This window comes from Streptomyces sp. NPDC058701 (assembly GCF_042715295.1).
Classification (GTDB): domain Bacteria; phylum Actinomycetota; class Actinomycetes; order Streptomycetales; family Streptomycetaceae; genus Streptomyces.
This window is the reverse complement of record NZ_JBHXSY010000006.1, coordinates 80632-104224: the sequence shown is the minus strand read 5'-3', so window position 1 is coordinate 104224 and position 23593 is coordinate 80632. Positions and strand designations below refer to the sequence as shown.

Annotated in this window: 20 protein-coding genes and 1 tRNA gene; 10 read left to right on the top strand and 11 right to left on the bottom strand. The window is 67.1% G+C overall.

What is annotated here, in order from left to right; translation table 11 throughout:
- The first annotated feature begins 35 nt into the window (after positions 1–35).
- The 5 genes from ACFWW8_RS08375 to ACFWW8_RS08355 all read left to right on the top strand — a co-directional run bounded on the left by ACFWW8_RS08375 (position 36) and on the right by ACFWW8_RS08355 (position 6135).
- On the top strand, positions 36–1010 hold the full coding sequence (locus ACFWW8_RS08375) for a trypsin-like serine peptidase (protein WP_386525339.1): 975 nt from the start codon (positions 36–38) through the stop codon (positions 1008–1010).
- Between the two features lie 50 nt (positions 1011–1060).
- Positions 1061–1150: transfer RNA gene (locus ACFWW8_RS08370), tRNA-Ser, on the top strand.
- Between the two features lie 387 nt (positions 1151–1537).
- On the top strand, positions 1538–2761 hold the full coding sequence (locus ACFWW8_RS08365) for a DNA methyltransferase (RefSeq protein ID WP_386525336.1): 1224 nt from the start codon (positions 1538–1540) through the stop codon (positions 2759–2761).
- Positions 2762–2786: 25 nt separating this feature from the next.
- Positions 2787–4724 (top strand): ATP-binding protein, encoded by a 1938-nt coding sequence (locus tag ACFWW8_RS08360; RefSeq protein ID WP_386525334.1) that lies wholly within the window; start codon positions 2787–2789, stop codon positions 4722–4724.
- A 1-nt stretch (position 4725) separates the two neighbouring features.
- A complete protein-coding gene (locus tag ACFWW8_RS08355; protein ID WP_386525331.1) occupies positions 4726–6135 on the top strand; it encodes a hypothetical protein in 1410 nt (469 codons plus the stop codon).
- Between the two features lie 132 nt (positions 6136–6267).
- On the opposite strand, the gene ACFWW8_RS08350 is transcribed toward ACFWW8_RS08355, so the two are convergent.
- The 7 genes from ACFWW8_RS08350 to ACFWW8_RS08320 form a co-directional block, all read right to left on the bottom strand.
- Positions 6268–7668, bottom strand: a complete 1401-nt coding sequence (locus tag ACFWW8_RS08350; protein ID WP_386525328.1) for a tyrosine-type recombinase/integrase — start codon at positions 7666–7668, stop codon at positions 6268–6270.
- Positions 7662–7865 carry an AlpA family transcriptional regulator gene (locus ACFWW8_RS08345; RefSeq protein ID WP_030956933.1) on the bottom strand — a complete coding sequence of 68 codons (204 nt, stop codon included), beginning with the start codon at positions 7863–7865 and terminating at the stop codon, positions 7662–7664. Before ACFWW8_RS08345 ends, ACFWW8_RS08350 begins: the two co-directional genes overlap by 7 nt.
- Entirely contained in the window at positions 7856–9325 is a 1470-nt protein-coding gene (locus ACFWW8_RS08340; RefSeq protein ID WP_386525325.1) for a replication initiator, read from the bottom strand. The genes ACFWW8_RS08345 and ACFWW8_RS08340 overlap by 10 nt, the downstream gene beginning before the upstream one ends.
- 135 nt (positions 9326–9460) lie before the next feature.
- A complete protein-coding gene (locus ACFWW8_RS08335; RefSeq protein ID WP_386525322.1) occupies positions 9461–10207 on the bottom strand; it encodes a DUF2637 domain-containing protein in 747 nt (248 codons plus the stop codon).
- Positions 10208–10259: 52 nt separating this feature from the next.
- Positions 10260–11666 carry a cell division protein FtsK gene (locus tag ACFWW8_RS08330; RefSeq protein ID WP_386525320.1) on the bottom strand — a complete coding sequence of 469 codons (1407 nt, stop codon included), beginning with the start codon at positions 11664–11666 and terminating at the stop codon, positions 10260–10262.
- On the bottom strand, positions 11663–11908 hold the full coding sequence (locus ACFWW8_RS08325) for a hypothetical protein (RefSeq protein ID WP_386525317.1): 246 nt from the start codon (positions 11906–11908) through the stop codon (positions 11663–11665). The genes ACFWW8_RS08330 and ACFWW8_RS08325 overlap by 4 nt, the downstream gene beginning before the upstream one ends.
- Positions 11908–12324, bottom strand: a complete 417-nt coding sequence (locus tag ACFWW8_RS08320) for a hypothetical protein (RefSeq protein ID WP_381311775.1) — start codon at positions 12322–12324, stop codon at positions 11908–11910. Before ACFWW8_RS08320 ends, ACFWW8_RS08325 begins: the two co-directional genes overlap by 1 nt.
- Before the next feature lie 164 nt (positions 12325–12488).
- Between ACFWW8_RS08320 and ACFWW8_RS08315 the strand changes: the two genes are divergently transcribed.
- Both ACFWW8_RS08315 and ACFWW8_RS08310 read left to right on the top strand, forming a co-directional pair.
- Entirely contained in the window at positions 12489–13082 is a 594-nt protein-coding gene (locus ACFWW8_RS08315; protein WP_386525314.1) for a GntR family transcriptional regulator, read from the top strand.
- 1699 nt (positions 13083–14781) lie between these two features.
- A complete protein-coding gene (locus tag ACFWW8_RS08310; RefSeq protein WP_386525312.1) occupies positions 14782–15639 on the top strand; it encodes a hypothetical protein in 858 nt (285 codons plus the stop codon).
- Here the strand turns inward: ACFWW8_RS08310 and ACFWW8_RS08305 are convergent.
- The 3 genes from ACFWW8_RS08305 to ACFWW8_RS08295 all read right to left on the bottom strand — a co-directional run bounded on the left by ACFWW8_RS08305 (position 15630) and on the right by ACFWW8_RS08295 (position 17864).
- Positions 15630–16475 carry an aldo/keto reductase gene (locus ACFWW8_RS08305; protein WP_386525309.1) on the bottom strand — a complete coding sequence of 282 codons (846 nt, stop codon included), beginning with the start codon at positions 16473–16475 and terminating at the stop codon, positions 15630–15632. The genes ACFWW8_RS08310 and ACFWW8_RS08305 overlap by 10 nt on opposite strands.
- On the bottom strand, positions 16409–17620 hold the full coding sequence (locus ACFWW8_RS08300) for a JmjC domain-containing protein (RefSeq protein WP_386525306.1): 1212 nt from the start codon (positions 17618–17620) through the stop codon (positions 16409–16411). Before ACFWW8_RS08300 ends, ACFWW8_RS08305 begins: the two co-directional genes overlap by 67 nt.
- A gap of 88 nt (positions 17621–17708) precedes the next feature.
- Positions 17709–17864 (bottom strand): hypothetical protein, encoded by a 156-nt coding sequence (locus ACFWW8_RS08295; RefSeq protein ID WP_157853303.1) that lies wholly within the window; start codon positions 17862–17864, stop codon positions 17709–17711.
- 744 nt (positions 17865–18608) lie between these two features.
- Between ACFWW8_RS08295 and ACFWW8_RS08290 the strand changes: the two genes are divergently transcribed.
- Positions 18609–19967 carry a hypothetical protein gene (locus tag ACFWW8_RS08290; RefSeq protein ID WP_386525303.1) on the top strand — a complete coding sequence of 453 codons (1359 nt, stop codon included), beginning with the start codon at positions 18609–18611 and terminating at the stop codon, positions 19965–19967.
- Here the strand turns inward: ACFWW8_RS08290 and ACFWW8_RS08285 are convergent.
- Positions 19937–20470, bottom strand: coding sequence for an NUDIX hydrolase (locus tag ACFWW8_RS08285; protein WP_359127001.1), 534 nt, complete (start codon positions 20468–20470; stop codon positions 19937–19939). The two genes, ACFWW8_RS08290 and ACFWW8_RS08285, sit on opposite strands and share 31 nt — an antisense overlap.
- Before the next feature lie 892 nt (positions 20471–21362).
- Between ACFWW8_RS08285 and ACFWW8_RS08280 the strand changes: the two genes are divergently transcribed.
- Together ACFWW8_RS08280 and ACFWW8_RS08275 are read left to right on the top strand one after the other, a co-directional pair.
- Entirely contained in the window at positions 21363–22067 is a 705-nt protein-coding gene (locus ACFWW8_RS08280) for a DUF4145 domain-containing protein (RefSeq protein ID WP_386525301.1), read from the top strand.
- 824 nt (positions 22068–22891) lie between these two features.
- On the top strand, positions 22892–23308 hold the full coding sequence (locus ACFWW8_RS08275) for a DUF6344 domain-containing protein (protein WP_386525298.1): 417 nt from the start codon (positions 22892–22894) through the stop codon (positions 23306–23308).
- The last annotated feature ends 285 nt before the right edge of the window (positions 23309–23593 follow it).

The following is a 23593-nucleotide window of genomic DNA, read 5'->3' as shown; positions in this document are numbered from 1 at the left end:
CTGCCCCGGTCCGGGCACGGCAGAAGGAGTCCTGCGTGAATCGTCATCGCACCGTCTTGTCCGTCGTCTTATCGGCAGGCGCCCTGATCGCGGGCGCCCTGACGGCGGCGGCCCCCGTGGCCGCCGCAGGCACACCCGTCTCAGCGTCCTTCCGGCAGCAGCACGCCCCGGGCTTCTGGACCGCGGAGCGCATGCGCGGGGCGACCGCGCTCGACATCACGGCGGTCCCCGGCCCGTCCCGCGTCCCCGTCGTCTCGGCTGCGGCCCGCCCCACGGCCATCGAACCGACGGCCGCGACCCCCGTGTCCGGCACGGTCTCCCCCACGGCCTTCCCGCAGGCGGGAGGTGCCTGGACCGGCGGCGGCGCGGTCGTGAAGACCTCGGGCCGCGTCTTCTTCACGATGGGGGGTCGGACCGCTTCCTGCTCCGGCAACTCGATCACCAGTGCCAACGGCAGCACGGTCATGACGGCCGGACACTGCGTGAAGTACCAGGGAGCCTGGCACACGAACTGGGTCTTCGTCCCCGCCTACAACAACGGCACCGCACCCTACGGCCAGTGGTCGGCGACCAAGACGTTCGCCACCGACCAGTGGGCCGCGAGCGAGGACATGAACATGGACGTCGGCCTGGCCGTCGTCGCTCCGCTGAACGGACAGACGCTCTCCCAAGTCGTGGGAGCGCAGGGCATCCTCTTCAACGGCGGCTACAACAAGAGGATGTACGCCTTCGGCTTCCCCGCCGCGGCCCCGTACGACGGCACGAAACTCGTCTACTGCAGCGGCAACAGCGGCAAGGACTTCCTCCTGACGAAGGACCACGGCCTGGCCTGCAACATGACGGGCGGTTCCAGCGGCGGTCCCTGGTTCCAGGACTTCAACGAGGCCACCGGCCTGGGCACCCAGGTCTCGGTGAACAGCTTCGGCTACACCTTCCTGCCGAACCGCATGTACGGCCCGTACTTCGGCAACGAGGCGAAGGCGGCCTACGACAAGGCCCAGACCGCCTGATTCCGCACCCGCCCCGGCGCCCTCCACAGCCCGGTACTCTGTACCGGCCAGGTGGGTTGCCCGAGCGGCCTAAGGGAACGGTCTTGAAAACCGTCGTGGCAGCGATGTCACCGTGGGTTCAAATCCCACACCCACCGCCACAGGTCAGCGAACGTGCTGACCAGAAGGGGCGCCCCTCCTCAGGGGCGCCCCTTCGTCGTGTGCCCTGTCTCACTCCGAACCGCGCCTGTGCCGCTTTGGATCATCGCGTGTGGACCAGGTGTGGACCACAGTCCGACCAGCGTGACGCCCACTCCACTGGTCGGGCGGTCAGTCGTACCGGTCGAACAGCGGTGTGCGCTGGCTTCGTCGGGCCTGGTGGCTTTGAACGCCCCCAGGCGTCCGATGGAGCTGCCCGAGTAATGAGCTGAACGTCGGTGTTCATAATTTCGGATCTCTATGCACTGATCGGGTCACGGAATGTAGTATCAGTGCGCCCAGGCCCTCGTACTGGCCTGCGACTGCACCGGTACTACATGATCAGGGGCATGGGCGTTTCCGCGAGCTACCAAATCCAGGACCTTCCGCTGCAGTGGCGCTCTGCCCCTCGGCGGTGGGGCCATCCACTGCACAGTCTGTGCAGCTACTTCGCCATGTTCCCGCCGCAGCTGGCCCACTTCTTCATCGACTGGCTCACCCAACCAGGCGAGTCCGTCTATGACCCGTTCTCTGGCCGTGGAACCGTAGCACTCGAAGCCGTTCTTCAGGGCCGACGCGGATACGGCAGCGACGCCAACCCACTGGCAGTGGTCCTCTCGCATGCCAAGACCCGGGTGCCGAGCAAGCGCGCTCTGCTCAAGCGGCTCGCCGATCTCGAGGACGGCTACTCCCCGCGCACTGTGTCGATCGCCAACGAGCCTGCCAACATCACCATGCTCTACAGCGACAAGACGCTGCGGCAGCTAGTTTGGCTCAGGGAGCAACTGGACCGGACGAACGACACTGACTGCTTCTGGATTGCAACGATCCTGGGGATGCTCCACGCCAACCACAACAAGCTCGGTCCGCGGGGCTTCTCGATCAGCATGCCGAACACGTTCGCAATGGCCCCTGGCTACGTGGCGAAGTACATCAAGGAGCACGGCCTCGTACGGCCTGAGGTCGACGTCTTCGCCATGTTGCGGACCCGGTTGGAACGTCTGGAGCTGCCGACAGCCAAGCGCGAGGGTGGCAAGAGCTGGGTGCATGACGCTACGACCGCAGCACCGGCATGGCTTGTTCAGCGACGTCCGAAGCTGATCTTCACTTCCCCCCCGTACCTGCAGGTGATCAAGTACGGCAAGTACAACTGGGTCCGGCTCTGGTTCCTGGGTGAGACATCCTCCGATGTCGACAAGCGACTCATGGCCTCGGCCTCACTCACGCGCTACCTGGATTTCATGAAGTCGGTCGCGGCGAACCTCAAGCAGGTCGTCGCCGAAGACGGCTACGTGTGCTTCGTGATTGGGGACGTCCGCCGCGGTGACGACGACCTCAACCTCGCCCAGGCTGTTTGGGACGAAGTGCTGCAAGACCAGGGCTGGCACCTGCACGGGATCATCGCCGACGAGATCCCACAGGACCGCAAGGTGAGCCGCATCTGGAAGAACAACAGCGGCCGGGCCACCAAGGTTGATCGGCTTCTGCTGCTCAGCCCAACACCTCAGAAACTCCCGGACGTCGTCCCGCCGGCCTGGGAACAGAAGCTGTCATTCGCGAACACGCGTAGCTAGGACCTTTACGAGGGGGAACTGCACCATGACCATGCTTGAGGAGCTCAAGCAGCTCGCCAGTGTTGATCTTTTCGCGGAGAGCCGCAAGAAAGACGCCTTTGTCGGCCGGCCGTTCTACCTCGACTTTGACCGTCTGCGCCTGATGAGCAACGACAAGTGGAAGCAGAGCGTCGGTGGCGTTCCCGCTGGTGCATTCCTCCTCGCGCTCTACAACGGCGAGGCCGGCATCGATGAGGCCATCCTGCTCCGAGTGTTGCGCCCCACCAAGCTGCCGACCGACGACGACATGGTCATGGCTATGGTCGACCACTACAAGGAAGCCCCCCGGGATGACAGCGGTACCCCGCTAGACTCCTATACCCGGGCCGAATTCCAGTTCTCTGGCCTCGAGTGCCGCGTGATCGGCACCTTTTACCGGGACGAGACCGGCACCACCCGCTTCGCCGGCGACCTGGACAACTTCTACGCTCCGCACAACTACCGCGTCGTCAAGCCCCGTGGCAACGTTCTTGAGTACATCGTCAACTTCCGCGAGCAGGGCATCCCCGGTGGCAAGGGTGACGAGCGGATCGGTCGAGTCCGCTACAGCTCCAGCCTCCGCCACCACACCGGCGACGAGGTTCCGGTCTATGTCTCCGCACTGGACTTCCTCGGTAAGCGGACCGCCCTGTTCGGCATGACCCGCACCGGCAAGTCCAACTCCGTCAAGAAGATCATCCAGGCCACCGTGGGGATTTCCGGGTCCGGCGTGAAGATCAAGGACGAGGAGATCCTCCCCGTCGGCCAGATCATCTTCGACATCAACGGCGAGTACGCCAACGCCAACCAGCAGGACGACGGAACCGCGATCTTCCAGCAGTACCCGAGCGACGTCACCCGCTACAGCGTCCTCGAGAAGCCCGGCTTCAGGGTCATGAAGCTGAACTTTCACCGCTCGATCGCGGAAGGCCACTCGCTGCTGGCCAGCCTGCTCGACGACGACTCGAGCACCTACACCCGCGCCTTCTGCTCGATCGACTGGACTGAGCCCGACCCGGAGGACCGCTCCGCCACAACCCGCTACGGCGTCAAGAAGGCCGCGTACCAGGCGTGCCTTAAGGCCGCTGGATACGGAAATGGCGGGGCACAGATCAAGTTCCAGTCGAACGCCGTGATCATGGGCAGCGGCATCCCTGGGCTCGACGGAGTCGACCCGAGTAAGGGCATCTCTCTCGACGACGCCATCGCATGGTTCACCGCCGCATGGGAGAAATACGACGAGCCCCAGGGCCCCTTCCAGACCCTGAAGCGCCAGAAGAAGGGGCGTGACTGGGCCGACGAGGACACCCAGACGCTCATGCGTTTCCTGACGCGAAAGGCCAAGCCCGGAGGTAGCGCCAATGAGGCGGGCTTCCGCAAGCTGATGAAGCACAAGACGCTCCACAACGACACCGTCGTGAACCCCTTCGACGACGAGATCGTGACCCTGCTTCGGGCCGGCAAGATCGTGATCCTGGACCTGTCCCAGGGGAACCCTGACATCCAGCGCACCTACTCCGACCGCGTCTCGCGCAAGATCTTCAACGAGGCGATGAACCGGTTCATCAACAACGAGCAGACGAACTTCATCCAGATGTACTTCGAGGAGGCCCACAACCTCTTCCCCCGCAAGGACGACAAGGACCTCACCCAGATCTACAACCGTATTGCCAAGGAAGGCCAGAAGCTCCGGCTCGGTCTGTGCTACGCGACGCAGGAGGTCAGCTCGATCTCCGGCAGCATCCTGAAGAACACCCAGAACTGGTTCGTCTCGCACCTGAACAACCGCGACGAGCTGCGCGAGCTGGACAAGTTCTACGACTTCGAGGACTTCACGGAGAGCCTGCGGCGTACCACCGACAAGGGCTTCATTCGTCTCAAGACCGACTCGAACACGTTCATCGTGCCGATCCAGGTCGACCCGTTCAAGGTCGCGGGGGTCTGAGATGGCCTACTCCAGCCTGCATGGCCGCAAACCGATGGAACGCGCCAGCAAGATCTCGCACACCAACATCATTGCCTCGCAGGAGGTCAAGGACCTCCTCGCCGAGTGCACCATCCCGCGGCCTGCTGACACGGAGACCGTCCAGGGGCTCCTTGCCCGGGTGCCCATGCCGGCAGGCCAGAGCATCAAGCACGTCATCGCGGTGGACGGCAGCTTCCGCGAGGCACTGGTCCGCGACGAGTTCCCCTCGGCTACCGTCACCTTCTTCGCGTTCGGCCCGCTGATCTTCAAGCTGGACGACCTGCGGCAGCTCGACCGCGAGACGTTCATCGCGCCCGAAGACCTCGCCAAGCTCAAGAAGATCCAGCGCTTCCAGCTCGCGCTTCCCACGCGCAACATCTCCCGCAACGGGCTCGGGCTCCAGGATTCGATCCGCCTGACGCTCCACGAGTTTCTCGCCCGCCCGGTCGATGAAGGCAAGTCTCTTTACGACACCCTGCGCTGGCTGTTGTTCCGTCGCTGGACGAACATCCCGGACGCGCGCCGCACCCTCCGCCACTGTCCGAACGAGAGCGTCAACGGGTGTAACCGGGAAGAGATCGTGCTCACCTCGGACACCCCCTACCGCTCCGAGTGCACGGACTGCGGTGGCCCTATCTACCTGGGTGACATTCTGCGCCTGCACGAACTCGTCGACGACGAGCAGGGCGCCAGTCGCATCACCTCTTACCTGCTCTCCGCACTGGAGACCCTTGCCCTGGTCCACGTGATCCACGCGCTGTGGGAGATGAAGCCGATCCTGCTGCGGGAGTTCCTGTTCATCAAGGACGGACCCCTCGCTCTCTTCGGCCAGGTCTTCACGCTGGCCGACCCACTGCGCGATCTGGCAAACTTCCTTGCCACGTATCGCGATCCGTCGGACCAGAGCAAGGTTCTGCCGCTTCTCAACGTGGTGGGTCTCGAGAAGAGCGGCTCCTTTGTGGAGCACGCGGTGCACATCGAGAAGAGCCTCGACAAGGCGCTCGCCGACGCCAAGGGCGAGGGGGACTTCGCTGGCATCGTCCTTCCTCTGTCCAACGAGTACATCTATAAGTACGTCGTTCCTGGCGATCCCGGCGGCACGATCACGTACGGGCAAAACACGTACTGGGGCGGCAAGATGATCTTCAAAGCGAAGGACGGCAGCACCTACGTGGCAACCGTCCCGACCCTCGGCGGACACAAGTCCGACCCGAAGATCGACGACTACATCAACCTCACCGACGTACTGGCTGCTGTCTCAGAGCTCCGCTGCTCGATGTACGACAACGCGCTGATCCCGGTGGCGCTGGCGAACCGGCTCGTGTCCCTCTCCGAAGTCCCGAGCAGCCGCATCCTGGAGTCCTTCGCGCGCGGCACAATCCGCAGATAGCCGGGAAGACAACCAACCCTGGCAAGGCCGGACGAGAGCTGAGATCGAGATCTCGTCCGGCCTTCGTCCGAGATAGGCGGTTGGTCTCCTTGGCGATGGCGACCTCACTCGGAGGTGGGCTGTGCGGCTGTTCTACCCGTCTTCGGTCTCGGGTACTTCCAGTGCCCGCTCGATCTGCTGGTTCGCGTGGTGCTGGTTGCGGCGGATGGCCTTGGCGTAGAAGCGGAACAGCACGGCGATGCTGTGGCCGGCGCGACGGGCGACCTCAGCCGGGGAGACACCGGACTCCAGCCAGAGGGAGACGCACGCCGCGCGGAGTCCATAGGGGACCTCGGCCAGGGGAGTCTTGACTTCCTGCTTGGTGAGGACGGCCCGACGAGCAGCCTTCCAGATGTCGGCGTACTCCTTGCTCAGGAGGCCGCCGCCACGGGCCGCGCGGAAGAGTCGGCCGTCCTCGGCCGTGCCGAACTCCGCGATGTGGTCACGGATCAGACGGACCAGGACTGGCGGGATCGGTACCTCGCGGGTGGCCTTTCGGGCGCGCTTCTTGAGGCCCCGGGAGTCGTAGGACTCCCCCGAGTCGGTCCAGCCGGAGCCGACGCGCGGGGAGCTGGACGACAGGATGACTTGGCCCCAGCCTTCCTCGGGCAGCGTGAAGTCCGACTCGTGGAGACCCACGGCTTCGCCGGGGCGGGTGGCCGCGTAGTAGAGGCACCCGAAGAACGCCTTCAGATGCCGACCACGGTCGTTCTGCTCACCAACGGCATCGATCAGCTTGCGGGCCAGGGCCGGGCCGGGGACGTATCGGAAGTCGATCTCGTCGCCAGTCTCGGGTGCCGTCCAGTCCACCTTGGTCAGGGGCAGAGAGGGCAGGCGGTCCAGCTCGACCGCGTACCGCAGGCAGTTGCTGAACACGGGGACCTTGCGGTTCACCGTGTTGTCCGCCGCAGCGGTCCCGTCCATCTTGCGGGCGAGCGCGTCCAGGGCGGACCGCACGACCGGCGGCGTGTTCAGGGACGATATGTCCACGGACTTCCGGCCGATCCAGTCGAGGGCTGCCACGATGGCTTCGGGTGCTTCCTCGGCTTCCACCCGGGCCACGAGTTCGCCGTCCTGGTCGACGACGAGGCGGAAGGCCCAGGAGTAGAGGGCGGTCCGCAGGACCCGGGGAGCGGGGGCACCGCGGTTGTTCTTCACCAGACGCGGGGTGACCGTGGCGAGCGCGTCCGCGATGCTCGCGCGGTGCTTGGCCGAAGCGTTCGGCCACTTCATTGCCACGTACTCCCGGGCGTGCGCGAACCAGGTAGGGGACTGGGCCGCCTGCACCTCGGAGGCCGGCAAGCCGGTCTCGGTGTCGAACTGCTCGCGCTTGCGCAGCGCGGCCAGCAGCTCGGAGCGCCGGCCGTCCGCCTGGGCCTTGATCTTGTAGCTCTTCGAGAACGGCTGCACGCCGACTCGCCAGCGCAGCTGATAGGCCGCAGCGCGGTCGGGGCGCTTGCGGATGCCCCAGATCTGCACGTCGAAGGTCAGCACGCGGGCACCTCGCAGCCCTCGAACCACGCGTCGAGGTCGGCACGGCGGATGCGGATCTGTCCGTTGGGGAGCTTGAGGCAGCGGGGCGCGTTGCCGCGAGCGCGGAGCCGGTAGAAGGCGGCTCGCGACATGCGCAGCTCGGCCAGCGCTTCCACCATGGTCAGCATGCGGGTGGTCGGTGCGGCGGTCACTGCCATACCTCCCCTTCGGTCTTGGCGCGTTCCTTGTCGGCGCGGGTCTGGTTGATTTCGTGGCGTGTCTGGTTGGCGAGGAGTTCTTCGCCGGGGCGGTAGCCGGAGGCGAGGTAGGCCCAGGAGGACTCGGTGACGAGCACGGTGTCCGGGGCTGGGGCGGGGTGGCCAGGGCGGACGCGGGCGGTGTCAGCCTGAGCAAGGCGCCAGGCGCGGCGGATGTCGCGGAGTGCGCCGAGGGTGGTGGAGTAGGCGCGGGACTTGGTGGAGAAGTGGCCGCGGAAGCCGAGCATGTGGGCCCACTTGCAGAGCTTGAGGTCTGCGAACTCGGGCAGGCCGCCCAGGTCCCAGGCGGTACGGATCATCTGTCGGACGTGCCGGTGTACGGGCAGCTTTCGGAGGGGTTCGGCCTGGCGGGTGCCTTCGCAGTCGGGGCAGAGATCCTTCACCCGGCCCCCGACAGTCCCCCGGCCGGAGCAGGTCCGGCAGACCAAGGAGCGGTCCACGGTGCCTGAGTCCTCGGCGCTCTTGGTGGCGTACTTGGCGACGTACCCGGCCACGGCCGCGTCAGTGAGTTCGCCGTTCCCCAGCGCGGTGATCTCCCGCACGTCGAGCATGGCGCCCCAGCGAATCTCCTGGTCTCCCACGGTGTCCGAGGAGACGGTGAGGGCGGTGCGGGGGACGGCGTTGCGGATGGCGTGGGTGAGGTCATCCACAGCGGCCCAGGCCGGCGGGGTGCTGGTGTGGCCGTCGGGCCCGTCGATGCGGACGACCGCGTGGAAGTGGACCAGGCCGCGCTTCTGGTACTCGGCGACCTTGGCGAAGGACACGCGCAGGACCTGCTTCATGTCCTTCTGCGTGATCCCGAAGTGGGCGGCCAGGGCGCGGCGGAGGTTGAGAGTGAAGCGTGCCCACAGGGCCCCGGCGTGGGCGTTCCACAGCACGGCGCCGGTGTAGTCGTACGACTTAGGGGCCAGGGGCGTGCCGAGTTCGGGAGCGTCCTCGGGGTGGTGGGCGCCGCAACGGCAGGGACGGGGCTTGCCGTCCTTGGCGGTGGGCCGGTTGTGGACGGGCCCGAAGGAGGGGGCCGTGAGGGTTAGGAAGACGCGCGGGTGAGTGCGGACGGACTCGGGGACGTCCTTGCCGCCACAGAGCCCGGCGCGGACGAGGTGAAACGTGTCGGCGGCGTAGGTGCGGGAGCAGGCAGGGCAGCGGGAGGCGCGGCGGTTGCCGCAGGTCGTCAGGAGCCGTCCGGTGGGCTCGTCGCTGGTGGAGTACGAGCGGATCGTTTCTCCTGTGGCGGCGTTGCGGGTGTGGGTGTGGCCGACGAGGTTGACGGGGCGGGTGCAGCCGCGCAGGCGGGTGATCTGGTCGCGGGTGCGGTCGAAGTTGTCGAGGTTGGCCAGCTCGATCAGGTCCCGGACAGCGGGGCTGTTCACGTGCCGCAGGTCGAGGTTGCGGGGCATCGGCAGAGGATCCTTTCCGCTGATGAGGGGCCCCGGGCAGCACCACGGTCGGGGTGGGGTGCTGCCCGGAGGCATGAACAGGACAGGCCCGGGAGGGGCCGAGGGTGGAGAAGTGCCGGAAGGCCGGCGGGAGGGTCAGGCCGACAGGGCCGCGTGCGCGGCGGTGGCGAGCGGCAGGGCGATGCCGAGGCGAGTGCGAAGCTGCACCGGAGTGATGGGTTCGCCGTGTGCGGCCAGGTGGGATGCGGCGATGGTCCGGGCCGCGTCCATCAGCGGCTCCGGGACCACAGGCGTCCGAGCCGGGGCGGTGTTCGCCACCGGGGCTGGTGTGGGGGTGGCAACCGGGGCCGGGTCGGCGAGGGGTGCCGCGGGTTCGGCGACGGGTTCCATCACGGCCGGGACCGGTTCTGTGTCCGGCTCAGAAGCCGGTGCAGTGACCGGTTCGGATACCGGGACCGGCACGGGAGCAGGGGCAGCGGGGGTGATGGCGTGGAAGTGCCGGAGCAGGGCGGGGCCCACCGAGCCCCAGCCGAGCAGGAGGAGCGGGGCCACGCTGTCGAGGGCGGCCCGCCCGTAGTGTCCGGCCAGGAGCGGATGTGCGGTGTTGAGGGCGAGGGTCAGCAGGCCGGACAGGTGCATGAGCCGAGTCGCCGAGCGCAGGTCACCGGCGGGGACTCCACGCAGAGACAGGGAGCGCAGCGCGACCAGGAGCCCGACCACCGACAGGTCCACCATGGGTGCGATCAGCGGAGCGATCGAGGCCGGGACTCCGAGGCGCAGGGCCAGAGCCCAGACGTTCCCGAAGGAGAACACGAACGCCAGGGCGGCGATCAAGATCATTACAACGGTGATGATGCGCTGCGTAGTCCGGTCTTCCGTCAAAGTAATTCACCCCCCTTCCTGGCGAGTTGGGTGCGGGCTTGGGGTTGGGGAGTCAGGCCGCTGCGGGGATGTCGTCCTGTCCGGGGTCGTCCTTACGCAGGTTGGGCCGGGTCAGGTTGGCGAGGAGTTTCGTGGGGTCCTGGGTGAGGTGGGCGGTTGCCTGGGCGACGGCCGCCGCGTCGGCGGGGTCGAGGTAGGGGGTGCGGACGCGGACGAAGCCGGGGCGTCCTTCGGCGGCCATGGACGCGACGCCTACGTACTGGGAGCCCTGGAGGTTGATCGGGTCCATGTCAGGCCAGTTGCGGATGTCGTCGCCGAGGGCTGCGACGGATGCTTCGGTGGTGCGCTGGTAGAAGGACAGGGCGGCGCTGCACACGTCCCGGATCGAGGTGGGGATGGCGTCGCCGGTCGCCTTCTGGGTGGCCGGCACCGTGAAGATCCCGACCGACCGGCCGCCCTTGACCAGCAGACCCACCAGGCGGACGTTCTCCGCCGCGAGGGCAGCGAGTTCGCGGGTCTCCTTGTCGCTGCCCTTGTGGTCGTGGAAGAAGGTGTGGGACTCGTCGATGACGGCGATCACCAGCGGCCACTGTGCGCTGGGGCCGATATTCCACATGTTCGCCGTGCCCAGTACCGACCTAGCCATCGTGGCGCGGTCGTGGAGCAGCTTGACCAGGCGTCGCAGCAGCTTGTTGGCCTCACGCAGGTCGTTTCCGGCGTGCGCGAACACACGGGGCAGCACGTCCGCGTAGTCACCGTGGGCGGCGTCCGATACCTTGCCGTCGAGCAGCGCGAACTGCACGGCCGGGGACGGACCGAAGTAGGTGATCAGCGAGGTGAGCTGGTTGGACTTGCCGCCGCCGACACCGCCCGCGACCACCGCCCCCGACTTGTTCTTGAGCTCGATGTGGACCCGGACTCCGTACTCGTCGCGGCCGACCGGCCACACCGTCAGGTCAGTGGGCGGCCTCCCGGTCGGCACGTACTCGGTCTGACCGGTCAGCGGGTCGGTGCGGATCGCCCGCAGGACCGCGTGGCCAGGCTTGCCCGCCTCGACGGCGACCCGGACGCAGCCCCAGGCATCGGCCAGGAACCGGGCCTTGTCCTGGAGTTCCTTGATCCCGACCTTCGGCAGCAGCTTGATGTGGACGATCACCCCGTACCGGTCCGGCCGGGTCTTGATCATCGGGATCAGTTCGCGCGGCTTGGGTTCCGGGGCGCCCTTGCTCGTGGTGAGGAAGGACGACCAGGGCGGGGTTCGATCGGTGACCGACAGCCCGGCCATCTTCGCCAGTCGCGCCCACGTCATCCGGATCTTCACAGCCTGCCGGATACTCCGGCGCGTCTCCTTGTCCGCCCGCACATAGCGGACCGTCTTGACCACGGCCCACACCACCAGCAGCGCGGCGCAGACGACCAGCACCACCGGTGCCCAACTGAATGCCTGTTCCAGGTTCATCGCGGCCTCCCCAGCCCCTTCTTCTTCATGTCCTCGATGGACCGTTTGATCTGCGCGCAGATGCCGTATCCGTAGACCGACATCCGGGCCTCGAAGACCGCGTCGGAGACGTACATCCGGGCGATCGGGTCCAGTTCGATCCCGTGGGCGGTGAAGACGGCCATCACGTCCTCGTACAGCGACGAGGCCCCCTTGCCGCCGCCGGGCGGAGTAAGGGAACCCCGCCCGGCGGTGGCGCCCATTACGCGGCCTTCTTGATCGCAGCAGCCGAATCGGCCGACTCGGGGACCGTCACGGCCGGAGGGGCGGGCGCGGCCACGGCGGGGGCCTGGACCAGTTCCAGACGTGCGACCCGGTAGGCGACGCCGTCGGAGAGGCTGCCGTTGAAGATGCGGGCCCACGGGGTGGCGATCAGCTCCACCGGACGGACCATGACGCCCGGCGCCAGACCCACCGGGAGACCGGACTCCGGCACGGTGATCTTGAGGATCTCAGCGCGGCCGTCCGACATCTGCATGACCGTGACCGTGTAGAGGGTTTCCCCCGTGTCACGGTCCATCGCGATCTCGCCCGTCTGCGGGTTCTTGATCTTCGGGGTGCCCCCCGTGCCGGTCATGTAGGTGTCGGTCTCCTTGACGAGGACCGGGATACGAGCCATGTGTTCACTCCTGTGATTCGGAGCCCCTGGTGGGGCCGATGCGAAGACGTTAGCTCGCCAGGCTAGCTAGGTCAATGGGAAATGGATGCGTGACTTAGCTAGGTCTAGCTAGGTGGGTTGGCGGAACACGGGATAGCTGGGCTAGGGGCCGCTACGCTGGGCCCATGACGAAACGGCCCTCCAGCGACACGCGTCCGCCCTACAAGCGGGTGGCGGACGTGCTGCGCGACGAGATCGAACGGGGTGTCCTACAGCCCGGCCAGCAGCTCCCCTCGCACCGTGAGCTGCAAGAGCGGTTCGAGGTCGCCAACATGACCGCCCGCAGCGCACTGCGCGTCCTGCGGGAGGAGGGCCTGATCCACACCATCCAGGGCCGGGGCAGCTTCGTCCTGTCACCCCGGAGCCAAGAGGCCGGCGACGCCGAGCATCCGGGCGACCCGGTCGGCGACTACGTCCCTCCGGCCTGGTACACGATGCAGCTCGGCCGCAAGGAGATGTGGGTCGGCCCCGGAAGCCCGCCTTCACTGCGCGAGCTACTCAAGGGCGAGCCGAAGAGCTCCGGGGAGGCCGAGCCGAGCGCGCAGAGCCTTGCAGGATCGACGGTCACCCCCGAGCCGGGAACGCTGACCCGGCCGGACGCCAGCCCGGAGTTCAACGCCCTGGCTCAACAGGTCGAGGCCCTCACGCACCAGGTTGACCAGCTCACGCAGCTTGTGCAGCAGGTTCTCCAGGCGGTACCGAAGCCGGACCCGTCATAACGTCCAGCGCGTACGCCACCTCTTCCGCCAACTGGGCCAGACGCTCCACCCGCTCGCCCAGCTCGGCCAGGTATCCGGCCAGCACCTGCTGTTCCCACTCGTTCATGCCCACCCCGTTCTCGTTGCGCGTGTGCGGTATTTCCGGCCGGACAGCACCCCCTGGCGGTGTCCATCCATCACCTTGAGGGCTTGCAACTTCCCTGCCGATTGCCAGCAGTTGCGTCACTGGCCGGCCTCCCCTTCAGTGACGTCCACGACCCAGAGGCCGGCGGACCTTGCCCACCCTGCGACATCCCCGCGGATTGCTCGACCCCCGAATCCCAGATCTCCCGCATCACGGGAAGGCGGTCCGGCCTCTCCCGCACCACAAGCCGCGGACCAGGCCCCACGGCCCGCCACACGGACAGCCGCCGAGGCCTCCGAACTGGGCACACGCCCCCTCGGTTCCACTGACACCGCCTCCACTCGATCGCTCTGTCTGTCTCCAAGTTCCGGAGAAGCCGGGAATTCGGGACTCACGGGTCGCGTGCTACAAACCGCCCGGCCCTGGCACTTGCTACAGGTGTCGGGAACCGCGGAGGTGTGACACTTTGTGATGCACGTCACACCAACTCCTTCCGTGGTCTGCGTTTCCCGGGCTGTAGTCACAAGGGTCCGGAGAATCCCCGGTTTGGCTGACCGGGGATCGTCGGCTACGTTCCGGCGCCCCCGAATTTCTGGATCGCGTATAGAGGTGCCGCGGTCGGCAACTTTGTGACCTCGAACGCCCGTGACCTGGATCACGCTTCTCGCCTTCTGTGCGCATGGGCGCCGAAACCTCCGGCGCGAGCCGCACGCAATCAGCGGAAGCGGACACCTCCCCCGAGCACGCATGACGCTCTCCCTCCACCCGGCCCCGAGACCTCCCCGGAACAGCAGTCACAGCCACGGCGGACAGGCCCGCGCGACCGCAGCACGAAGAAGCCCGAACAGGACGCGCCTGTGGACAACTTCGCGCAATGAGAGCCAAACACGGTCAGCCTGTGGATAAGGGAGAGCGATTCCGCGAACAGACTGGTGCAGAGCATGACGAAATGGCCCACTCCTACCGGCCGGAGCGGCCGAAGGGGTGAGCTGTCCAAAGTTTCTTTACTGGATCAAGGCGGCCCGCTGACGCGGGCCGCGCGGCGCGGCGGCCCCAGGCCGCCGCTGGCTCCATGTCTCCGCCACCGCCCGCGACGGCCCCCGCCCGCTCGCGCCGCAAAAGCCCGAGGAGCGGGCAGTCAGACCCCGGAAGAACCCCGACCGGCTGACCCACGGCGAGCACGGCCAGGAGGAGCGGGACGCACACCAAGCCCGCACAGGTCACCGCGGATTGCTGTCCACCCACACGTGGCCGGGGCCGGCGGCCTCCACGGCTTTACCCACCTGTTCGACTCGGGGCCCGCGTCGGGCAAGCCCAGGGGGCCACTCGATCAAATTCCGGGCAGGATCAAAGCCTGCCCGAGTTGCCGGACAGCGTAAGGCCCCCTGAACATGCCCGACCCCAACCCGAACAGGACACCGGCCAAAGCCGCTCCGGCCACCGGCGTGGGCGAGGCGGGCGCCGTTCTCGCAACGGCCCACGAAAGGGCGGTAGTTGATGTGCTCGGTGTTGACGGACTGATCGTGTCGGCGGGCCTCTTCCTGCTACGGTCATCCGTTCGCCGAGGAGGTCGTGATGAATGGATCCCTGCCCGTTGCTGCCCAGGTGGATCTGCGCCGTCAGCCAGTGGAAGACGTGTTGGAGCGCGTAGAAGAGGCCCTACACGTGCGACTGGATCGGCAGGCGCTCGTACGCAAGCGCCGTTCCTTGGGTGGCCGTACGGAGCGGGGCACGTGGGTGCGTATCGAGCGGCGGGGCTTCGAGCGGATCGGCCTGCAGGGCTGGAACGGGACCGAGGCCGCTGCTGTGCTGCAAGGGGTCGCGATGCCCGAGTGGTACCAGGGTGTGGCGTGGCGCGAGCCGGGCGAGCCGGTCATGTGGCGCGCGGATGAGCTGGAGCTGATTCCATCGCCGTCTGTCGGCAAGGGCGCCCTGGTGCTCGAAGACCCGGACCTGCCGGACGAGTGGTGGGCGGCGCTGAACGCTTCGCTGGACGCGCTTGCCTCACAGCAGACACCGCGGATCGCGACACCGGACACGGTGACGATCACGCAGGAGCAGGTGACCCAGACTCTCAGGGCTGTCTTTCCCGGGGTGGCCGATACGCGGATCGAGCGGTGGGCGCCGGCTCATGCGGATCTGACCTGGGCCAACGTGATGGGACCGGAGTTCTCCCTCATCGACTGGGAGGACTGGGGCATGGCGCCCCGGGGCCTGGACTCCGCAACGCTGTGGGGCAACGCGCTTGCCGTCCCGGGGCTCGCGGACCGTGTCCGCCATGAGCGGCGTGCGGACTTGGAGAGCCGGGACGGCAAGCTGATGTCGCTGTTCTTCCTGTCGAAGATCGTCGGACCCTACGCGTACGAGGAGGATCCGCTGCTGGCGCCGGCCCGGAAGGAGGCCGAGCGCCTGGTGGCCGAGCTTCAGCTCTGACGGTGTCCGTGGAGGGCCCACAGGTACTGACTGACAGCGGCGGTGTCCACCTCTGCGCCCAAGGCCTGGATCAACTGGGCCAAGTGCCCCGTGTCGTCGGTGCCGACCGCCATCGCGGAGGCGCTGGGCAGGTGGAACGCGGTCCGGAACGCCGCCTGTATGCGGGACAGATCCCCGTGACGCGGTCGCAGGAACGGCCGGGGGTCGAATTCCTCCCACACCTTCCTGTGGCCGCCACCGAAGGGGCTCATGCCCCAGGTCTCGCCCGGCTGCCAGGCCGTACTCAGGACGGTTGTGGCGTCGAGTAGGTCGATCCCCACGAAAAACCCGGCCCGGACCATCAAGACGTCCGGGGATGGCAGGTCGTCCACCTGGACAATGCCGAGCGACCGGGTATCCCAGGAGGCCACACCCCAGGCGCCGCACAGACCGTCGCGGGCGGCGTCGGCCAGGGCAGTGCAGGCATTGCCGAGGAGGGTGTGATCATCGACAGCGGACAGGCCCGCGAGGCTCCGTTCGGGGTTGTGGAGGAACACGGTGTCAGGTTCCCTGCCGAGTTCCCGGGCCGCTCGCTCGACGGCCAGCCGGAGCCGGACCGGATCAAGGGAGTGCTCCGCACCTACAGCGCTCGGGTAGAAGCCCACCTTCGTGGAAAGGGCGAACTTTGGCAGCAGATCGGCCGCTGTCTCGGCCAGCACCGCGTGTGAGCGGAAGCCGAGGTAGGGAGCCGCCGTATCCAGGGCGGTGACGCCGAGGTCGAGTGCGGCCGTCAGGATGTCGCGGTGGTGACGAGACCGGTGTAGGCCGAGGACAAGGCGGGGGTCAGCTCCGTGCACAGTTCCTCCTTCAGCAGGATCTCGGCGAGCTGTTCCACGTCCAGGCCGGTCTTCTCGGCGGCGTCGGCTATGTCGACGGGGTGGCCACTCAGCAGCAGGGCGAGGGCGGGGTACGCCTTGCCGGCGAACGTGAGCTTCTTGCCCGCGGCGAGCACTTCCACGGTGTCGTGGTGCTGCTCGATCACGGGCTCGAAGTCGGTGACGCACACGACGGCCGCGGGCTTGCCGAACAGGCCGGTGGCCGGGACGTGCCGGGCGGCCAGCCGTTCCCGCTCGCGGGCATTGAAGAAGTCCTGCGGGGTCAGCTTCGTAGCCATCTCGGCGACGGCGTCGGCCAGGAGCTGCTGTTGCCCGTCCCACTGGCCGGGGGAGTTCCAGCGGTCCAGGTCGTACCGGAACAGGTCCTGCGTGCGGGCCTGGTCGGCGAGCCAGGCCAGCCAGTTCACGCCGACGCGCTTCACGATGCCGAAGGTGGCGTGGAGGCTGTAGCCGTCGCCCTGGTCGTCGCGGGTGGCCTGGTGCCAGAAGCCGCGCGGGATGTGCATCACGTCGCCAGGCTCCATGACGCCCTGCCACACGATTTCCTCGCTGGGCTCGGCGTTGGGGGCGGAGTCGCGGTACATCGGAACCTTGCGCGAGGTGCCGCGGACTTCCCAGCTCTTGCGGCCGGCGAGCTGGACGATCACGGTGTCGTGGTCGTCCCAGTGGAGCTTGAAGCCGCTGGCGTCCTGGGTGGTCAGGTAGGCGTTCACCTGCACCAGCTCGCGGGCCCACCACTGGAGCGCGCGGCAGGTGGCCTCCATGACCGGGTCGAAGAAGTCGACCTCGTCCAGGACCATGGTGCAGCCCTCGCGCATCAGCCCGCCGACGCGGCGCATGTCGGCCATGGGGATGGCCTGTCCCCGCCGGGTGACGGAGGGCTGGATGTAGCGGCCGGGGTGCAGTTCGGCCCCGTCCTGGAAGATGCGGAATTGGGGCGTGGTGACGCTGCGGCGCATCACCAGGTCCAGCAGCTTCCTGGGGTTGAGCAGGCGATCGAGCAGATCAAGGTCCTCGATCGTTCCCCGGGCGAGACCGGCTCCGAGTGCACCGGGCCCGTCCCAGCCGAGGGCCTTCTCCAGTGCGGTGACGAAGTGGTGGTCCACGTGTTCCTCCGGTCGGTGTCATGGCGGGTGAAGGCTGGGGGCCCGTCGTGCATGACGGGCCCCCGGGTGGTGCTGTGTGCTGGTGGGGCTACTCCTGCGGGAGGTTCAGGCCGTCGCGGTTCTCGCCGTCGTCGCCCGCGGAGGTGCCAGTGGAGTCGGACTCCGCCGCCGCAGCGGTGAAGCGGTCCTGGACCTTGATCAGGCTCTCGACGCCGATCAGCAGGTCTTCCTTCTGCGCTGCCATGTGTGTCTCCATTTCCTGGAATTCCAGGGCCGACGGATGCCGGCCCAGCCCCGATGGGGCGTGCCTCACCAGCCCTTTGTTCCCGGGCTGGTGAGGAGACGGGGGTGGCGCGAGGCCACGGATCGAGCGAAGGCGGGATTCGTGCCGGAAGCCGGTTGCCGGTCAGCGGCCGGGATCACCAGCGATGGCCAGGGTGACCACCAGGACGGTGACGACGGCGGCGTAGAGGAGCACGGCGAGCTGTTGGCGCCAGCCCCGCGGAGCTCGACCACGTACCCGGGAATCCCGTTCTAAAGGAGCTTTCAACGTCGGAAGGCGGCCACTACGCCGACCCCGGCGCGATGGATGCCGGCTGAAGGGCACGGACCGACGACGCGGTACCGCCGCAGCGGGGGCATTCGCACGGGGGGTAACGGCCGGGGTTACAGAGGATGTCGAACGGGTCGCCTTCCAGGACCCGCGAGCGCGGCGACCATGTCCGGCCCGAGTCCCGCGATACCCGGATGCTCATCAGGACGCGGGGCTCTATGCCCAGGTCAGGGGTTGCCCCGAGGGCCGTTCGCTCTGTGTCAGGAGTGCCCGCCGAATCGTTCAAGGCGGTCGTCCTCGGTCGCTTCGCCATGTCCAGAAGGATCGCGATCAGGACGACGAGCCAGAAAGGCCCAGCGGATTACCCAACTTGGGTAACATCACGGTCGGTTGAGACTTTGAAGCGATCCGTAGTCTTCCTCCGGAGCGTGCCCGATGCCCGAGACACGTCGTACGAAGGAACTACCAGTAAGTCTGCTCACCGAGCCCGAGATGATCGACGCGTGCCGCGTGCGCGACTTTGCGAGGGTCTTTCGCCTGGTCAAGACTCGGGCAGGCATCTACCCGTCGATGATTGCGCGGCAGTGCGAGCTGACGCCGAGCCGAGTGGGTGAGGTGATCGCGGGCCAGCGGCAGCTCCTCCACATGGAAGTGATCGAGCGGATCGCCGATGGATTGCGCATCCCGGGGCACATGCTCGGGCTTGCCCGCCGCACGTGGGAGACGCCGGCTGTCTTGGCCGTGGCAGAGCGGGAACGGCCGGAGTTCAGTCACGTGGTCGTTGAGCCGAAGCTCCTCAGCGCCTTACCGGGCGTGGAGGTGGACAGCATCCTGGCCCTGGCCGCCGGGACCAACCCGAGCCCATCCACACTGCACGCTCTGCGTTCCTCGATCGAGGACTACTGGCGTCGCGACGACGAGCACGGGGGCGAGACGCTTCGACCTGCTGTCGTCGGCCAGCTGCGATATGTCGAAGGGCTGCTGAAGGACCAGCGGCCCACGCCGATCCAGCACGGCCTGTACGGCATCGCGGCGGAGCTGGCGCGGTTGACAGGGTGGACGTACTTCGATGCCCGGCAGTACCACCAGGCTCGCGCGTACTTCTCGGAGGCTCTGCAACTGGCCAGGGAGATTGACGACCATCCCTTCATGGCCAACGTCCTGGCCTGCATGAGCCTGCAAGCGACCTACCAGGACAAGCCGGCGGACGCGCTTGCACTGGCGTCTGCTGCCCAGGATCAGGCCCGAGCGGCCACGGGTACGACGTCGAGAGTTCGGGCCATGCTGGCCATGCGTGAGGCGTTCGCCCACGCGACCTTGGGTGACCGGACAGCGACCCACACCGCGATCTCCGAGGCCCACTGTCACTACGACCGGATCAAGGCGGACGACCCGGACCCGGCATGGGTGACGTACTTCGACGAGCCGAAGCTCATCGTGGACACGGGCATCGCGCACGGCCGTCTTGGCGAGGCGGCGATCGCCGAACCGTTGATCGCGGATGCGCTGGAGCGGGAGGACCCCGCGAACCAGCGGGGTAGGGCGTTTCATGCCTTCTGGTTGGCCCGTACGCAGCTCCAGCGGGGCAAGCTCGACCAGGCGTGCCACACGGCGATCGAGGCGCTGGTGCCCGCCTCAGCCGTGTCGTCCGAGCGGGTGACCGGGCACCTTCGCGAGTTCTACGAGCAGCTTGCGCCGTATCGCGAGGTGCCGGCCGCGGTTGCCTTCGAGGCACGCCTACGAGCGATGCTTCCCCCGCAGGGTCAGCGAACCCCTTCATCCATCAGGACGTAGAGGAGGCCGACCAGGGAGCCGCTGCTGACGATCTCGCGGCGGTCGATCATGCCCCGGATGTTCGCCAGCGGGATCCACTCGATCCGGTCCGACTCGTTCTTCTCGGTCGGCGGCCCGTCGTACGTGGCGCCGTCGGCGCGGAACAGGTGGTGCTGGGAGTCGGTGATGCCGTTCGCCGGTTCGGCGTAGATCAGCGGCTTCATCGGGCCCGGACGCCAGCCAGTCTCTTCGAGGACTTCACGGGCGGCAGCCTCGCCGGGCGTCTCGTCCGCTTCGACCAGGCCCATGGGCAGCTCCCAGGCCCACGCGTCCGTGATGAAGCGGTGGCGCCACATCATCAGGACTTCTTGGCGGTCGTTGATCACAGCGGCCACGGCCAGGTGGCGGAGCTTGACGACGTGGTGTTCCCAGCGGTGCCCGTCCGGCGTCTCGATGTCGGTGAGCCACAGGTTCACCCATGGGTTCTCATAGATCGGACGTTCCCCGTGGATCTTCCACTGCATCGCTGCGGCCCCTCTCGATCGGCCTCAAGCATCGCAGAGCCAGGCTGAACGGCGCCTAAGTTCAAGCAAATTCGCGTCATAGTGACGAATATGGTGCGGGATGCGCGGAGGGCTGGGGCGATGAGCAGCCCCCGCTGTGCCCTTGGAGGAGTGCTAGGAACAGCCCTCGTCCGATGCGTCGAACGAGGGCTGTTGATGCCGAGACGCCATTCACTGGTGGAGGCGTCTGAACGTCACCGCATTAGCAGGAGTCGCTGTTGTCCTCCTGGTTGTGGCGCCCACGCCACCGGGCGAGTGCGTTTCGGCTCGCGAGGATGCACACGGTTGTGACCGTGCTTGCAGCCAGGTTGGCGAGGATGTCGAGGAGGAAGCCGTGCATGGGTTCTCCGTAGGCAGCTTGAAGCTACCCACCGGATGAGCGGGCTTGCCGCGACTGCCACGTGAGTGGCTGGAAAGTAACCCCGTCCTCGCCCAGGGGCTGCCCATGCACGGCAGCAGTCTCATGGTAGCAACGAGATATCAAGTTCCTTGAGCCCCGCGGCAGCTAGGCGATCGATGATTTCCCACCATCGAGTGGCTTCAACCTGGGGCATGCGAGGGCAAGATGGGCACCTGAACACGTACGAGTTCCGACCAACCGCGGTCTGCGGCTCTGCGTCGCTCATCGGCGGTGCAAAGTTGCGAAAGGCGTAGGTCATGCCGTGGCTCCCGTCGGGTTCGCGGCGTGCCATGGTCAGGCGGACCCGTGGGTGCTGCCCCTTGTCGGTGCACACGATGCCTACGCGGTACTCCTCTGCCATGGCATCAGTCTCCTGCGAGTTCTCAAACCGGATGCGCTCCCCCGTCCGGACAGCGATGATCGGGAGCTCCATCGCGCAGTCGGAGTGTTGATATGCCCACTCAGGAAGACGTTCTCTCGTACGCCCGTTCGCTGGCCGGGACGCTGCAAGAAGGCTTGGTGTGGACGGCTGGCCGTGAAGACCGGGGCTGGTGGAAGATATCTGACCATCAGCAGCTTCCCACCCTCATGGCGAATGCGTTCGCTGGCATGGAGTTTCTGCGTCAGTACGCCGGAGCCGAGAGCTTCTGGACCTCGCGAGCTGCTGAGGTGTACCAGAGCAGGGGAGACAACCAATCCACTGAGTCTGGAGCACGCGCTGTCGGCGATGTTCTGCTCACCTGGGTTCGACAGGTCGAGGCGGGAGTCAGCGAAATCGTGGGCGCGCGTTCTCGGTCAGAAGTCGGTGTGATCAGCACAGACATGATGGGGCAGGTGCGGCGGCTGCTGGATGACAAGCAGACGCACCCTGCTGCGGCCATCGTGTTGTGCGGCGCAGCCCTGGAAAGCGCACTACGGGCGCTGGCTGAGGCTCGTGGACTGGAGCTGACCGAGCGCCCTTCACTTAGCGCCTACTCACGGCTTCTCCGCAAGGACGAGCTGATTACGAAGCAGGAAGCGAAGGACCTTGAGCAGGTCGGCGGACTGCGGAATGCGGCGGCTCACGGTCAGTTCGATGAGCTGAGTCGAGAGCGCGCCGGCCTCATGGAGCAGCAGACCAACCTCTTGCTCAGTAGGATCGCCGAGCTTCAGATGTAGACCAGCTGGAGGCCGTGGGCAGGTCCTGACCACCGTTGTGGACCAGGGGTGGACCGTCTGCCGACATATGAGGGCCTGGCGGCGGGGAATCGTGCAGGTCAACCACTAGAGCAACGCCGCTGGCAGCACTCTCTTGAAAACCGTCGTGGCAGCGATGTCACCGTGGGTTCAAATCCCACACCCACCGCCAGGTCAGTGAAGTGCAGGTAAGAGGGCGTGATCCCGACCGGGGTTACGCCCTCTAACGTTCGTGGGCGCTCCTGGGAAGTCGGGCTGGACGGTCCCGTCTCCCGGTACGTTACTGGTGCCTCCGGCGGGGCAACGTGTTCACCTCTTTGAAGCTCGACAGCACCTCACTGCCCACCGACGCCGTCCTGCCACGCCCGTACGGCTTCTCGGTTACACCGACCTCACGCCCGACGGCGCCGTCACCGGCGCCAGCGGCCGGAACCCTCCCTGGGGGCGGGCCGCCGGAGCGATGGTCTCCAGCCTCGACGACCTGCACACCGGCAGGCCGAAATCCCGTCGTACTCGTCGATTCCGACGTGGACCACGACGCCGAGAACCCGTCCTTCAGCGTCGGGAACATCGTGACCTCCACCGGGACCCAGACCGCCTGCGACCGGCGCCAGTGCCCGTCGGGTCGGAGTAGACCCCGGCTCCTCCCGGCCCGCAAGTCGGCGGGACAAAAGAGCGCTTTGGGCCTTTTGGGTGGTGTTTGTCGGAAGATCGGCGCGCGTCGTGGGGGCGGTGCGGTTGCCGCCACATCATGACGAATGTATTCAGATCCGCCCGTCCGAACATCGCGAAATGAGGCACCCGTCATGGCTCACCGCAGCACCGTCACCTCGATCTGGACCGCCGTCCTCGCCGCACTCGTGGCACTGCTCTCCTCCCTCGGCTTCGGCCGGAAGGCGGCCCCGAAGTTCGCCGGCGTCACTGCCCCCGCCGTGCCGGCCCCCACGGCCGCCACCGCGCGCCGGACGGCCGTCACGGCCCGGCGGACCTGGCGGGCGATGATGCGGGGCGGTTCGCTCCCGCCCACCATCAAGCAGCGGATCCGCGCCGAGGCGCATGGCAAGACCCCGTCCGTCCGACGCTCCACCACCGCTGCCGCCATGGGTGCCGGGTCGGGAACGTCCGCCGCGGTCCAGAGCCCGGCCGGGCCCCTTGCCGGAGCACCGACCGCAGCCGGATCCCGCACCGGCGCCGCCCGGGAAGCGCTCGAGCTCGCCGCGTAGCTGCCCGTGGCCGACGCTGAACGGCATCGGATCCGGCGGTAAGGGCGTACGTGCCGTCACCGAGCACGAGTGCGAGCGACAGCACGAGCACGTGCATCAGGACGAGCGAGTATCAGCAGGTAGCAGGTAGCAGGTAGCAGGTAGCAGGTAGCAGGCAGCAGGTAGTCAGACAGGAAGACAGGCAGGAGTACGCGCCGAATCCGGCGCACGAGGATGTACATAAGCAGGAGCAGTAACACCGACAGCATGAGCATGAGCATCAGCAGGAGCAGATAGCGGGACTGG